The sequence below is a fragment of the Acidovorax benzenivorans genome, from assembly GCF_028680575.1.
In the GTDB taxonomy this organism is placed as follows: Bacteria; Pseudomonadota; Gammaproteobacteria; order Burkholderiales; family Burkholderiaceae_C; genus Acidovorax; species Acidovorax benzenivorans.
Map to the genome: position 1 here is coordinate 1 of NZ_JAPCKI010000009.1, position 13106 is coordinate 13106.

13 protein-coding genes and 2 tRNA genes are annotated in these 13106 nt (G+C 61.3%); 9 read left to right on the forward strand and 6 right to left on the reverse strand.

Translation table 11 applies throughout. The features are described 5' to 3' along the window. Positions 1-178: 178 nt before the first annotated feature. On the reverse strand, positions 179-733 hold the full coding sequence (locus OIN59_RS15870) for a hypothetical protein (protein WP_274112028.1): 555 nt from the start codon (positions 731-733) through the stop codon (positions 179-181). Between the two features lie 703 nt (positions 734-1436). On the opposite strand from OIN59_RS15870, the gene hrcA reads away from it, so the two are divergent. From hrcA to greB, 4 genes are all read left to right on the forward strand, one after another. Beyond that, positions 1437-2429 (forward strand): heat-inducible transcriptional repressor HrcA, encoded by a 993-nt coding sequence (hrcA, locus tag OIN59_RS15875; protein ID WP_274112030.1) that lies wholly within the window; start codon positions 1437-1439, stop codon positions 2427-2429. Positions 2430-2479: 50 nt separating this feature from the next. Continuing rightward, positions 2480-2556, forward strand: a tRNA-Ile gene (locus OIN59_RS15880). Positions 2557-2757: 201 nt separating this feature from the next. Beyond that, a tRNA-Arg gene (locus tag OIN59_RS15885) sits at positions 2758-2834 on the forward strand. Between the two features lie 79 nt (positions 2835-2913). After that, positions 2914-3480: a transcription elongation factor GreB gene (gene greB, locus OIN59_RS15890; protein ID WP_274112031.1), complete on the forward strand. Its 567-nt coding sequence runs from the start codon at positions 2914-2916 to the stop codon at positions 3478-3480. A gap of 70 nt (positions 3481-3550) precedes the next feature. Here greB and OIN59_RS15895 read toward each other — a convergent pair whose 3' ends face one another. The 4 genes from OIN59_RS15895 to OIN59_RS15910 form a co-directional block, all read right to left on the reverse strand. Next, positions 3551-5830: a RelA/SpoT family protein gene (locus OIN59_RS15895; RefSeq protein ID WP_274112033.1), complete on the reverse strand. Its 2280-nt coding sequence runs from the start codon at positions 5828-5830 to the stop codon at positions 3551-3553. Positions 5831-5927: 97 nt separating this feature from the next. Next, a complete protein-coding gene (gene rpoZ, locus OIN59_RS15900) occupies positions 5928-6131 on the reverse strand; it encodes a DNA-directed RNA polymerase subunit omega (RefSeq protein WP_005794722.1) in 204 nt (67 codons plus the stop codon). A 16-nt stretch (positions 6132-6147) separates the two neighbouring features. After that, entirely contained in the window at positions 6148-6768 is a 621-nt protein-coding gene (gene gmk, locus OIN59_RS15905; RefSeq protein ID WP_274112047.1) for a guanylate kinase, read from the reverse strand. Positions 6769-6804: 36 nt separating this feature from the next. Next, positions 6805-7722 (reverse strand): YicC/YloC family endoribonuclease, encoded by a 918-nt coding sequence (locus tag OIN59_RS15910; protein ID WP_274112049.1) that lies wholly within the window; start codon positions 7720-7722, stop codon positions 6805-6807. Between the two features lie 75 nt (positions 7723-7797). On the opposite strand from OIN59_RS15910, the gene OIN59_RS15915 reads away from it, so the two are divergent. The 5 genes from OIN59_RS15915 to hemW all read left to right on the forward strand — a co-directional run bounded on the left by OIN59_RS15915 (position 7798) and on the right by hemW (position 12573). Then, complete coding sequence (locus OIN59_RS15915) at positions 7798-8814, forward strand: serine/threonine protein kinase (protein ID WP_274112051.1); 1017 nt, start codon at positions 7798-7800, stop codon at positions 8812-8814. Positions 8815-8896: 82 nt separating this feature from the next. Further along, complete coding sequence (locus OIN59_RS15920) at positions 8897-9799, forward strand: PP2C family protein-serine/threonine phosphatase (protein ID WP_274112053.1); 903 nt, start codon at positions 8897-8899, stop codon at positions 9797-9799. A gap of 126 nt (positions 9800-9925) precedes the next feature. Beyond that, positions 9926-10660 carry a ribonuclease PH gene (gene rph / locus OIN59_RS15925; RefSeq protein ID WP_274112055.1) on the forward strand — a complete coding sequence of 245 codons (735 nt, stop codon included), beginning with the start codon at positions 9926-9928 and terminating at the stop codon, positions 10658-10660. A gap of 49 nt (positions 10661-10709) precedes the next feature. After that, positions 10710-11309: an RdgB/HAM1 family non-canonical purine NTP pyrophosphatase gene (gene rdgB / locus OIN59_RS15930; protein ID WP_056641312.1), complete on the forward strand. Its 600-nt coding sequence runs from the start codon at positions 10710-10712 to the stop codon at positions 11307-11309. A 16-nt stretch (positions 11310-11325) separates the two neighbouring features. Then, positions 11326-12573, forward strand: a complete 1248-nt coding sequence (gene hemW / locus OIN59_RS15935; RefSeq protein WP_274112058.1) for a radical SAM family heme chaperone HemW — start codon at positions 11326-11328, stop codon at positions 12571-12573. Between the two features lie 86 nt (positions 12574-12659). Here the strand turns inward: hemW and OIN59_RS15940 are convergent, their stop codons facing one another. Further along, entirely contained in the window at positions 12660-12944 is a 285-nt protein-coding gene (locus OIN59_RS15940; RefSeq protein ID WP_274112184.1) for an I78 family peptidase inhibitor, read from the reverse strand. Between the last annotated feature and the right edge of the window lie 162 nt (positions 12945-13106).

Consider the following 13106-nt stretch of genomic DNA (forward strand, 5'->3'; position numbering starts at 1 on the left):
AAACCCCGCAGGCGTCAACGAGGCAAACTATAGCTCGCTATCAATCAGGGCCCAGGCACTCAGCCAGTAGGTATTGGCCTGTTAGGCAGCGGGTAGCGAATGAACGGCAGCTATTGGAGGTGTGTTGTCCAACGTCGGGGCAGGGCCCTAAGCAGACGCCTGCGCAAGTCCCAAACGCTCATCTTTCTTCCACCTGCTGCGCTTCGTAGTACGAGCCACCTTCAACTGCTCCAGTTGCAAGAAAAATGGTAAAGGGGTGCCATGTGTCGTCGAACATCCACGCTTCGCCTCTCAACTCACCGCCATGAAGGGATAGATCGCGGAAGCCATCCCAAGAGATGCGGCGCGAGCGCCAAACGACGCCCCCGCCCCTTTGTCGAAGTTCAAAGTCTGTGGGACTGCAAAGCAGCAGACATCCAGTGCTCGGTACTTCCAAAGCAGACTCAATGTCACCCCCGAACTCCTCAAGTAGCTCCCCGGTCACCGTGTTCACCCTGTAACCTTGGCCGCCTGCCAGCACATTTGCTTCAAGTCCCTTTCCATCCGCGAAGACGGCTGAAAACTTCGTGAGCCCTGGCTGGAAATTTCCAACCCAGCAGCGGCTTTCGTCCGCGCAAAACTCTACGACCAGACCCTCGCGATGCTTACCTTGTCCGGTCGCACTGAATTGGTGCGGGAAATTGCCCACTCCAGGTAGTCCGGGAAGAATTCTGGGAGCACTCAAAAATTCCATATGACGCCTATGTCCGCTTCTGGCCGGGCCCTGTCGCTAAGCGGAGTTGCTAGCGGAACCAAAGTGGAAATTCGGAAACCGTACTACGACCGCCGGGACATTGGTTGCTGCCGGATCTCTGCCCAGTACTCGTCGGCCACGTCCGCATCAATGTCTGGCTGAATATTTGTCGCATAGAGTGCGTCTCTACCATCTCGACGCGGACCAGATATCCAATAGTGTTCACCAGTCTCGACGTCAAAGTAGTTTGACTTAAATCCAGTGCCTTTGAGGCTCTGAAACGCTTTGCCTTGGTAGTACAGAGTCGCTCCTGACTTCGACGCAGTCACGCGGCCGATTCGAGCAGGACCAGTCAGCCCGCCGGTCTTCGCCTCGATGTACATGATTCTGCTTTTCATAACTCTGGAGGTCCGCTGTTGGCCGGATTCTGCCCCACGGAAAGGGACGCTAGCGGGCCCTGAGCAGAAGGTGGGTGTAACCTCCCTGTCAACGGGAGGCCAAAATGTGGCGCTGAAAGCGTGCCATATCTGACGAAGATGTGGCCCAGGTCGCCCCGCGTTGGCGCTCCTCCTTGTACGACCAGCCCAATCTGGCGGATATGCTCGGCGGGCTGCTCAGCAGCTTGCGTGACCATCTCCACCGCCTCGGAGGCTGGGGCCTAGGCCGCTGGGCCAAAACACGATTACAAAAGTAAAATCATTCCATGCTCGATGACCGTGCCAAGTTGTTGCTCAAAGCCCTGGTCGAGCGTTACATCGCTGATGGGCAGCCCGTGGGCTCCCGGACCCTTTCTCGTGCGTCTGGGCTGGATTTGTCGCCAGCCACGATCCGAAACGTCATGGCGGACCTCGAAGAGTTGGGGTTGATTGCGAGTCCACATACTTCTGCTGGCCGTATTCCTACCGCGCGTGGATACCGATTGTTTGTGGACACCATGTTGACGGTGCAGCGAGAGTCTGTCATGCCGCCACAACTGGCCCCAGAGCAGCCCCAAAAGGTCATTGCAAACGCCGCGCAGCTGCTGTCCAACCTCTCTCAGTTCGTCGGTGTGGTCATGGCGCCTCGGCGCACCTCGGTATTTCGCCACATCGAGTTTCTGCGACTCTCTGAAAAGCGGTTTCTGGTCATCATCGTGTCTCCGGAGGGCGACGTACAGAATCGTGTGATCTTTACTGAGGTGGACCACTCGCAGTCACAACTGGTGGAGGCTTCCAACTTTCTGAATGCGCATTACGCGGGGCTTGCGATGGAGCGGGTGCGAGAGCGCCTGAAGTCCGAGGTCGATGTGCTGCGTGGAGAGATCGCATCGCTCATGCAGGCTGCGGTCAACGTGGGTTCCGAGGCGCAGGATGAGGTGGTGATTTCAGGTGAGCGCAACCTCCTGTCAGTCAGCGACTTCTCCAGTGATATGGGCAATCTGCGCAGGGCATTCGACTTGTTCGAGCAGAAGACACAGATTCTTCGCCTTCTGGACATTTCCAGCCAGGCCGAGGGGGTGCGCATCTACATCGGTGGAGAGAGCCAGGTGGTGCCATTTGAAGAGCTTTCGATTGTGAGCTCTCCCTACGAGGTCGATGGCAAGGTGGTGGGAACGCTGGGGGTGATAGGCCCTACGCGCATGCCCTACGATCGCATGATTCAGATCGTGGACATCACCTCCAAGCTGGTGTCCAACGCCCTCAGTCATCGCAAGTAAGCCCCTACAATACGGCGCTTGCCCCGTTGTATAGCGCTGGAGCATGGCTTGGGGCGTTAGCTCAGTTGGTTAGAGCAGAGGACTCATAATCCTTTGGTCGTTGGTTCAAGTCCAACACGCCCTACCACCCTCGCTTGCTGGGTGGACCAACAAACGACGTGTTTTGTCATTCAAATCACTCCGTTTGTTTTTGGAGCCCTCAGAGTGCATTACAATCTCGGCTTGCGCTGAATTGACTGGCTGGTTGAATGTCTCTGAATAGGGATGCAATCAGGAAGAAAGCAGATTTTGAGGGTCGCCAAAAAATCATGCTATAATTCAAAGCTTAGCGGCTGTAGCTCAGCTGGATAGAGTACTTGGCTACGAACCAAGGGGTCGTGGGTTCGATTCCTGCCAGCCGCACCAATGTTTAAAGCCTGCAATCGCGAGATTGCAGGCTTTTTCATTTGTCCAGGCGTATTGCGCCGATTGGAGAGTTCTGGCGATGAGCAAGGCTTTTACCAAGGAAACAGACGGTGCCGACGATGACGAGGGGTTGGCATTGCCTCCTTTGCCGCCGGGTGGCAAAAATTACATCACGCCGTCCGGGTATGCGCGTCTGAGGGGGGAGTTGTTGGACCTTATCGACAACGAGCGGCCAAAGATCGTGGATGTGGTGCACTGGGCCGCCAGCAACGGAGATCGGTCTGAGAACGGCGACTATCTTTACGGCAAGAAGCGCTTGCGCGAGATTGATCGGCGCATCCGTTTCTTGACCAAGCGGCTGGAGATCGCCGAGGTTGTGGACCCCAGTTTGCACGCGGGTAGCGAACAAGTCTTTTTTGGGGCTACCGTGACCTACTCGGACGACGAGGATGGTGAGCGCACGATCACCATCATGGGCATCGACGAGGCCGACAGCCGCATGGGGCAGGTCAGCTGGATTTCACCTGTTGCCCGGGCACTGCTGAAGGCCCGTGTCGGTGATGAAGTGCAGTTACCAACACCAGGCGGGGCGCGCCATCTCGAGGTGGTGGCGGTGCAATACCCACCCCGTGGCGCCGTAGCGTAGCCATTGCAAACAGTGACGGCCCGCACCCCACCTTCAGTGATCCCGGGACTTGATGTGCAGTTCCGGTGCGTTAGGGTTGTGGCGTGATCCGGGCAGCGCGCAGCACAGCCTGCGTGCGGCGCAGGTTGCGCAGTGCCAGCTCCAGATGGGCCTGGTCGCGTACCGCCACGATGAACCGCAGGTCCGTAGTGTCCAAAGCAGCTTCATCATCCATGTCCACATGGGTGATGTCGGCCTCTGAATTGGCAAGCTCTGCTGCCACACGTGCCAGCACCCCTTTGCCGTTGTTCACCGTAACGACAACGCCCGTCTCGAACATGCGGGTGGGCTCGTCCGACCAGTCCACAGCAATGAACCGTTCGCTGTCTTTGTGTTGCAGTCGCTTGGCGACGCTGCAATGAGCGTTGTGGACCACCAGCCCCTCGCCGCGGCCCAGATAACCTACGATGCTGTCGCCCGGCACCGGGCGGCAGCAGGTGGCGTATTGCACGGAGGCGTTCTCGCTACCGTCCAGGGTCACAGCGCCTTGCGACAGGGTTTCGTGTGATGTGTAGCGCTCGCGGGTCATGAGCAGGGCATCTGGGCGGTGTCCGTGCTCAGACATCAGAACCATGAGCCGCTTGGCTACGATGCTGGCAATGCGCTTGCCCAAGCCCAGGTCGGTCATCAGCTCGCTGCGCGAGCGGTTGCCGGTGAACCGCAACAGTTTGTCCCACAGCGGTTGCGTCTCTGCGTTGACGGGGGGCAACTGCTCCAAGCCTTCGGCGCGAATGGCTTGGGTCAACAGCTTTTCTCCCAGCCCCTCAGACTCTGTTTGGGCCAAGGTTTTGAGGTAGTGGCGAATCTTGGAGCGGGCACGGCCCGTACGCACAAAGCCCAGCCAAGCGGGGTTGGGTGTGGAGACGGGGGCGGTGATGATTTCCACCACGTCCCCGTTCTTAAGTTCGGTGCGCAGCGGGACCTGCTCGTTGTTGATTTTGGCTGCCGTGGTGCGGTCGCCCACATTGCTGTGAATGGCGTAGGCAAAGTCCACCACGGTGGCGCCACGCGGCAACGCCATGATCTGGCTTTTGGGCGTAAAGACGTAGACCGCATCGGGGAACAGATCCACCTTGACGTGGTCCCAGAACTCTGCCGCATCCCGGGTTTCGTTCTGGATGTCCAGCAACGATTGCAGCCACTTGGTTCCAAGGCGCTCGGCAGCGGTGCCTTCCCCATCCTGGGCTTTGTACAGCCAGTGCGCTGCCACACCAGCTTCGGCAATCACGTGCATTTCATCGGTGCGCATCTGGAACTCGATGTTCACGCCCGAGGGGCCTACCAGGGTGGTGTGCAGTGACTGGTAGCCGTTGAGCTTGGCAATGGCAATATGGTCCTTGAACTTGCCAGGCACTGGCTTGTACATCTGGTGCAGCACGCCCAGGGCGGTGTAGCAGTCGGTCACTGTCGGCACGATGACCCGAAAGCCGTAGATGTCTGTCACCTGGGCAAAGCTCAGGTGCTTGAGGTCCATCTTCTGATAGATGGCATAGAGCGTTTTTTCACGGCCGGCAAGCCGCACCTTCATGCCGATCTTGGAGAAGGCGGCATCCACTTCGACCTGTACCTTTTGAACCAGATCGCGCCGACGGTTCCTGGATTTGTTGACCGCCTTGGCCAGAGTGGCGTAGCGCCAGGGGTGCAGATGCCGGAAGGCCAGATCCTGCAGTTCGCGGTAGGTCTGGTTCAGGCCCAGGCGGTGGGCGATGGGTGCATAGATTTCCAGCGTTTCGGACGAGATGCGGCCCCACTTGCTGCGCGGCATATCCGACAGCGTGCGCATGTTGTGGGTGCGATCAGCCAGTTTGATGAGGATGACGCGCACATCACGCGCCATGGCCAGCAGCATTTTGCGAAACGACTCGGCCTGGTTCTCTTCGCGGGTGTTGAACTGCAGTTTGTCCAGTTTGGTAAGACCGTCCACCAGTTCGGCCACCGGGGCTCCAAACCGATCGATCAGGTCGGCTTTGGTCACGCCGCAGTCTTCCATGGCGTCGTGCAGTAGCGCTGCCATCAGGGCCTGGGCGTCCAGCTTCCACTCCGCACACTGTGCGGCCACTGCAATGGGGTGGGTGATGTAGGGCTCACCGCTGTTGCGCAGTTGCCCCAGGTGGGCTTCGTCGGCAAAACGGTATGCCTGGCGCACCTGCTCGATGCTGACGGCATCTAGGTAGTCCAAGCTGTCGGTCAGTGCGGCGAAGCTGGCCGCAGCCGCATTGGCGGCCGCAGCGGCTGCCGAGAGATTGCCTGTCGGGGACGGTTCACCCGGCCGGGGCTGCGTTGCAGAAGGTGAATTGAGCACCGCGTTCATGCCTTAAATGTAGCGCGGGACTGCGCCAGAGGACTTCCGGGCAAAAAAAAGCACCGCTGGCGCGGTGCTTTGGGGTGGGCGTTGCCCAGAAAGACGTTCAACCGGGAACCTTCTTGAGCATCTCCAGGCCCACTTTGCCTTCGGCGATTTCGCGCAAGGCGGTCACGGCGGGCTTGTTGCGGCTTTCGATGCGGGGGGCGTGGCCCTGGCTCAGCATGCGGGCGCGGTACGTGGCGGCCAACACAAGCTGGAAGCGGTTGGGGATCTTTTCCAGACAGTCTTCTACGGTGATGCGTGCCATCGTTTACTCCGGGGATTCAGGTGATATTGAGCGACTGGAAGGTGTCAGCACGGGCGCGGCGCTGGGCGGCGTACTTGAGTCGCTGGGCGTGAACTACGGCTTTCAGGTCGAAAAGCGCGCGCTCAAACAACTCATTGATTATAACGAAGTCGAATTTGCTGACCTCGGCCATCTCAGTAGCCGCGTTTTTGAGGCGCACCTCAATGACGTCTGCAGAGTCTTCGCCCCGGCGCTCCAGTCTTGAGCGCAGCTCTTCCCAACTGGGGGGGAGGATGAACACCAGCACCGCATTGGCAAAGGCCTGTTTGATCTGCAGCGCACCCTGGAAGTCGATTTCCAGAATCACATCCGAGCCTTGGGCAATGCGTTCTTCGATGGCCTTCTTGGATGTGCCATAGCGGTTGCCGTGCACATGGGCCCATTCGACAAACGCATTGCCTTGCACCATGGCGTCAAACTCGGACTCCGACGCGAAGAAGTATTCGCGGCCATGCTTTTCCTGGCCGCGGGGCGCACGGGTGGTGTGAGAGATGGAGGGGTGGACATGCGAGTCCAGCTCCAGCAAGGCCTTGACCAGGCTGGACTTGCCGGCACCACTGGGGGCCGCCACTACGATAAGGTTTCCTGGATAGTCCATGGTTGATGTGCGCCAGGCGCTATCAAAAAATGAGTTTTATTCGATATTTTGCACTTGCTCGCGCATCTGCTCGATCAGCACCTTCATGTCCACGCTGATGCGCGTCAGGTCCAGGGCGGCAGACTTGGAGCCCAGCGTGTTGGCTTCGCGGTGTAACTCCTGGATCAGGAAATCCAGGCGTTTGCCCACTTCGCCACCTTTTTTCAGCAGGCGCTCGATTTCATCCAGGTGCGAATCCAGCCGCGTGATCTCTTCTGCCACGTCGATGCGGATGGCAAACGCTGTGGCTTCGGTCAAGGCGCGGTCACGGGCAGCCTCGGGCAGGGTGGCGCCGTCGGTGAGGGCCATGGCCTCTTTCCAGCGTTCCATGAAGCGCAGGCGTTGCTGCTCCACCAGCAGCGGAACCATGGGTACGGCTTGTTCGGCCAAGGCGCGCAGCTGCTTGACGCGGTCCAGCAGCATCGTCGCCAGACGCTTGCCCTCGCGTTCGCGGGCGGCCAGCAAGGCGGTCAGGGCTTCTTCGGCCAGAGCAGGGATGGCCTCGCTCCAGTCCTCGGTGCCAGAGTGCGCATTGGCGCACAGGCGCAGCGCGTCAGCTACGGTAAGGGGGGCGGCCGTGGGCAGCCAAGCCTTGACCGAGTCTTGCAGCGAGTTGAGCCGCTGCAACAACCGTGCGGGCGGGTCTTGCAGACTGTTGTTGTCGTCTGAATCGAGGGCGGCTCGCACTTCGACCTTGCCACGCTTCAGGCGTGCCGTAAGTAGGCTGCGCAGCGTGGGTTCCATGGCGCGCAGCTCGTCGGGCAGGCGGAACGACAGGTCTAGAAAGCGGCTGTTGACGGATCGGATTTCCAGTCCCAGCCTGCGCGTCTGGGGGGCGCGGGCGTCGGTTTCAGCGCCAGTGGCAGATGCGCCATGCTGTGCGCTGGCGTATCCGGTCATGCTGTAAACTGGCATTGGACTTTTTGATGGTTGCTTGCGATCCGGCGATTATCCGGGTTCCGCCCTACCCCCGAGTCATCTTCGCAAAATATGTCAAAAATCAAACCGGCCCCCTTGCCGCCCGATACCGCGATTGGCGGCTACCGTGTGGTGCGCCGGTTGTCCTCCGGTGGTTTTGGTGTGGTCTATCTGGCCCTCGACGCCGAAGGCCAGCAAGTGGCCATCAAGGAGTACCTTCCCTCGTCCCTGGCCACCCGCGCTCCTGGCGAGCTGCTTCCGAAGGTGCCGTCAGAAAAGCTCTCGCTGTATCGCCTGGGGCTCAAAAGCTTCTTTGAAGAAGGGCGCTCACTGGCCCAAATCTCGCACGCATCGGTGGTCAGCGTGCTCAACTTCTTCCGCGAGAACGAAACCGTCTACATGGTGATGAACTACCTGGAGGGCGGGACCCTGCAGGACTTCATCATCACCGCGCGCGACCTCAAGACGCAGAAGGTGTTCCGAGAGTCCACCATCCGCTCGCTGTTTGACGAGGTGCTGCGTGGGCTGCGCATCGTGCACCAGCACAAGATGCTGCACCTGGACATCAAGCCCGCCAACATTTTCATTACCGACGACAACAAGGCGGTGATGATCGACTTTGGTGCCGCGCGCGAGGTGCTGAGCAAAGAGGGCAACTTCATCCGCCCCATGTACACCCCCGGATTTGCTGCCCCGGAGATGTACCGGCGCGACTCGCAGATGGGGCCGTGGACCGACATCTATGCCATCGGCGCCTGCATCTACGCCTGCATGCAGGGCTTTCCGCCCAACGAGGCGCCGCAGCGGGTGGACAAGGACCGCCTGTCACTGGCCCTGACCAAGTTGCGCGGCGTGTATTCTGACAACCTCATTGAGGTGGTGGAGTGGTGCATGGCGCTCGATCCGCTGTCTCGGCCCCAGTCGGTGTTTGCCTTGCAAAAGGAACTCAGTCGCGAGGGTGAGCGCCGCTACACCAAGCTCACCGTGGCCGAGAAAATGCGGTTGCAACTCGACACCCTGGTGTCAGACACCAAGAAGAATGTGCAGAAGGTGGGTGAAGCCACCGGTATCGGAGCCAAGCCCAAATGAACCAGACGCACGCAATGCGGGTTCGGGCGAGGCACATGTCCATGGATGGCGCCCAGGTGCATCCTTGTTTGCGTGAGTCCTTATGAAGTTCTCGGTATTCCAGATCAGCCGCCGTGGTGGCCGCGAGAAGAACGAAGACCGCATGGGCTATTGCTACACGCGCGAATCGGGCCTGTTTGTATTGGCCGACGGCATGGGCGGCCACCCAGAGGGCGAAGTGGCCGCGCAGATCGCGCTGCAGACCATCTCTGCGCTGTTCCAGCGCCAGGCCAAGCCGCAGCTCAAGGACGTGCAGGAGTTTCTGTCCGGCGCTCTGCTGGCGGCGCACCACCAGATCCTGCGCTACGCCACGGAAAAAGGCATGCTGGACACCCCACGCACCACGCTGGTTGCAGCAGTGTTGCAGGCGGGTACGGCCACCTGGATCCATTGCGGTGATTCACGCCTGTACATGGTGCGCGATGGCGACCTGCTGACCCGCACACGGGACCACTCCTACATGGAGCTGCGCAACACGCCACCGCCCGGGCTGGAGCGCATCAACCGCAACGTGTTGTTCACCTGCCTGGGCTCGCCCACCAAACCCATTTACGACATCACCGGCCCGGTGTACCTGGAGCAAGGCGACCGCATTCTGTTGTGCTCTGACGGCCTGTGGGGCACCCTCAGCGACGAAGACATTGCTGGCCAGCTGGGCCGCAACACCGTGTCGCACGCTGTGCCTGAGCTGGTGGAAGATGCACTGCGCAAGGCCGGTGACAGTAGCGACAACGTGACGGTGGTCGCCCTGGAGTGGGAGACGCCGGATGCGTTCGAGTCCACCCAGGGGGTGTCTACCGACAGCATCAGCGACGACGTGTTTGCCTCCACCATCCAGGCCGGCCCGCTCGATGGCTTGGTGGATGATCTGGACGACGCCGCCATTGAGCGGTCTATCGCCGAAATCAACGAAGCCATTCGCCGCTCTGCTGCTCGCAAGGCCTGAACAGCCATCGGCGCGGCGGGCTACATCCGGACTTCCTTCGTGCGGATGCATTGAACCGAGTTCTTTTCGCCTTCCTTCGCCCTCCGTACGGCGCAGGTGGGCGGCTTCCCTGACACAGAGAATCACATGACCACCTTTATCCGTACCAGCGACCGCGCCGCTGACCAGCTGCGCCCAGTGCGCATCACCCGCCACTACACCATGCACGCCGAAGGCTCGGTGCTGATCGAGTTTGGCAACACCAAGGTGCTCTGTACAGCCTCGGTGGAAGAGCGCGTGCCCCCACACAAGCGCGGCAGCGGCGAAGGCTGGGTGACGGCCGAATATGGCATGCTGCCCCGCGCCACCCACACCCGCAGCGATCGCGAGGCCGCGCGGGGCAAGCAGACCGGCCGCACGCAGGAGATCCAGCGCCTGATCGGTCGCTCGCTGCGTGCGGTGTTTGACTTGAAGCTGCTGGGCGAGCGCACCATCCAGCTCGACTGCGATGTGATCCAGGCCGATGGCGGCACCCGCACCGCCGCCATCACGGGTGCCTGGGTGGCGGCGCAGGATGCGGTCAACCAGCTGCTGGCCAACGGCAAGATCACCCAGTCGCCGCTACTGCAGCCCGTGGCGGCGATATCGGTGGGCATCGTGCAGGGCACGCCGCTGCTCGACTTGGAGTACGTGGAAGACGTGGACTGCGACACCGACATGAACGTGGTGATGACCGGCGCGGGCCACTATGTGGAGGTGCAGGGCACGGCCGAGGGCGTGGCCTTTACCCGTGCAGAGATGGACCAGCTGCTGGGGCTGGCCGAGCGCGGCATCGCTCAGCTGGTGCAAATGCAACAGCAGGCCCTGCAAAACACTCCTTAATTGATAGCTGTAGGCACATATAAATAGTGCGCCTGCGGCCATTCTGATCATGAAAATTGTTCTTGCATCCAACAACCGCGGCAAACTGGCCGAATTGCAGGCCATGTTTGCGCCCCTGGGCGTGGAACTGGTGCGCCAGGCCGACCTGGGCGTGGGCGAGGCCGAAGAGCCTTTTCGTACCTTTGTCGAGAACGCACTGGCCAAGGCGCGGTTTGCGTCCGAGCACACCGGCCTGCCCGCGCTGGCCGACGATGCGGGCATGTGCGTGGATGCCTTTGGCGGGCTGCCGGGCGTGGACACCGCCTACTACTGCACCCAGTTCGGCTACGAAAAAAGCGACGACAACAATGTGCGCGCCTTGCTGGAGCAATTGCAGGGCGTGACCAACCGCCGCGCCGCCATGGTCAGCACCCTCGTCGCTGTGCGCAGCCCGCAAGACCCGGAGCCGCTGATTGCCGTGGGCCGCGTGGTGGGCGAGATCACCACCGAACCCCGGGGCAGCAACGGCTTTGGTTTCGACCCTGTGATGTTCATCCCAGAGTTCGGCAAGACCTTTGCCGAGCTGCCTGTGGAGGTGAAAAACGCCCACAGCCACCGGGGCCGCTCGGCCGCGCAGATGCTGGCGCTGATGCGCGAGCGCTGGCTGTAGAAGGGGCGACAAGAACGTGGCCCACATCCCGATCACCCCGCAGGCAGAGGCGGAACCCGCCGTGGTGCGCGACATCCAGCACTACATGCGCCCAGGCCTGCTGCAGCTGCCCAGCCTGCCGCCGCTGTCGCTGTATGTGCACCTGCCCTGGTGTCTGAAGAAGTGTCCGTACTGCGACTTCAACTCGCACGAATTCCGCGCGGGCGGCAACGGTGGCGAGGTGCCAGAGCAGCGCTACATCGACGCCCTGATGGCCGATTTGGAGGCTGCGCTGCCTTTGATCTGGGGCCGCACGGTGCACAGCATCTTCATCGGTGGGGGCACGCCCAGCTTGTTTTCGCCAGCGGCCATCGACCGGCTGATCGGCGACATCCGCGCCCGCCTGAGGCTGGAACCGGACTGCGAGATCACGCTGGAGGCCAACCCCGGCACGTTCGAGAAAGACCGCTTCCGTGCCTTCCGCGCGGCGGGTGTCACGCGCCTGTCGGTGGGGGTGCAGAGCTTCAACGACCAGCACCTCAAAGCCCTGGGCCGCGTGCATGATCGCGCGCAAGCCCTGGCAGCGGTGGAGGAAGCCGCCGCGTCGTTTGACACTTTCAACCTCGACATCATGTATGCGCTGCCGGGCCAGACGCAGCCAGAGCTTGAGCAGGACCTGTTGACGGCGCTGGCCCTCAAGCCGCCGCACATCTCCATCTACCACCTCACCATCGAGCCCAACACCTATTTCGCCAAGTTCCCCCCGTCCATCCCCGAGGACGACCAGGCCTACGCCATGCTCGACCGCATCACCGAGATGACGGGTCAGGCCGGTATGGCACGCTATGAAATATCTGCCTACGCGCAGCCAGGCCACCAGTGTTTCCACAACACCAACTACTGGCAGTTTGGCGACTACCTGGGCATTGGCGCGGGCGCGCACAGCAAGCTGAGTTTTGCCCATCGGGTGGTGCGGCAGGTGCGGTTCCGCGACCCGTCGCGCTACATGGACAACGCCCTGGCCGGCCATGCCGTGGCGCAGGACGACGAGGTGCGCCGCGCCGACCTGCCGTTTGAGTACATGCTCAACGCCCTGCGCCTGCGCGAGGGCTTTGCGCTGCAGGACTTCATGGCCCGCACGGGCCTGCCGTTGACCGCCATCGCCAAGGGCCTGGAGGCCGCCGAACGCAAGGGCCTGATCGAGCGCGACATGGCGCGCGTGCGACCAACCGAGCGGGGCTTTGACTTTCTGAGCGATCTGCAGGAGCTGTTTCTGGCGGACTGACCGAGGCACCATCAGAAGATGCCTGTTGGCGACTCCCTGCGAGATCGGCAACAAGCTTTCAGGCCCGTCCGCAGCTTGGGGCCAGCTCAGCCGCACTTTGCCGCCATGATGCGGCCATTGCCGTCCACCTCCAGGTTAAGCCGCTGGGTGTCATATTCCTTGGTGATGATCTGCCCCGGGCGCAGGATGCGCGCCGTCTGGGCGCCCGAGCGCTGCCGTGCCGACTCCACGACCGATGCCGTGCTGTTTTGCCCCACGGCAAACTGGGCAGGCTGGGCGTTGCACATGCCTCCTGGCGTCGCGCCTGCAGGTGCCGGGCTGGCGGGTTGCGCCGGTGTTTGTCCGTAACCTGCACAACCGGTGATGGCCATTCCCCAGGCCAGGCAGCAGGCGACGGTGAAAGAGGTGCTTTTCTTCATCATGGTGGCTGGCTCCTGAGTGCAAAACGCCCACCATAGCGGAACGCAGGCGTCACTGGGGGGCTGTCGCGGTGTGGACCGGTTTCCAGCCGTAACGAGGATGTGAGCGGTACC

Excerpts from the sequence above, each read along its gene's own strand:
- OIN59_RS15870 (WP_274112028.1), bottom strand. The coding sequence starts at position 733 with ATGGAATTTTTGAGTGCTCCCAGAATTCTTCCCGGACTACCTGGAGTG.
- hrcA (WP_274112030.1), top strand. The coding sequence starts at position 1,437 with ATGCTCGATGACCGTGCCAAGTTGTTGCTCAAAGCCCTGGTCGAGCGT.
- greB (WP_274112031.1), top strand. The coding sequence starts at position 2,914 with ATGAGCAAGGCTTTTACCAAGGAAACAGACGGTGCCGACGATGACGAG.
- OIN59_RS15895 (WP_274112033.1), bottom strand. The coding sequence starts at position 5,830 with ATGAACGCGGTGCTCAATTCACCTTCTGCAACGCAGCCCCGGCCGGGT.
- rpoZ (WP_005794722.1), bottom strand. The coding sequence starts at position 6,131 with ATGGCACGCATCACCGTAGAAGACTGTCTGGAAAAGATCCCCAACCGC.
- gmk (WP_274112047.1), bottom strand. The coding sequence starts at position 6,768 with ATGGACTATCCAGGAAACCTTATCGTAGTGGCGGCCCCCAGTGGTGCC.
- OIN59_RS15910 (WP_274112049.1), bottom strand. The coding sequence starts at position 7,722 with ATGCCAGTTTACAGCATGACCGGATACGCCAGCGCACAGCATGGCGCA.
- OIN59_RS15915 (WP_274112051.1), top strand. The coding sequence starts at position 7,798 with ATGTCAAAAATCAAACCGGCCCCCTTGCCGCCCGATACCGCGATTGGC.
- OIN59_RS15920 (WP_274112053.1), top strand. The coding sequence starts at position 8,897 with ATGAAGTTCTCGGTATTCCAGATCAGCCGCCGTGGTGGCCGCGAGAAG.
- rph (WP_274112055.1), top strand. The coding sequence starts at position 9,926 with ATGACCACCTTTATCCGTACCAGCGACCGCGCCGCTGACCAGCTGCGC.
- rdgB (WP_056641312.1), top strand. The coding sequence starts at position 10,710 with ATGAAAATTGTTCTTGCATCCAACAACCGCGGCAAACTGGCCGAATTG.
- OIN59_RS15940 (WP_274112184.1), bottom strand. The coding sequence starts at position 12,944 with ATGGCCATCACCGGTTGTGCAGGTTACGGACAAACACCGGCGCAACCC.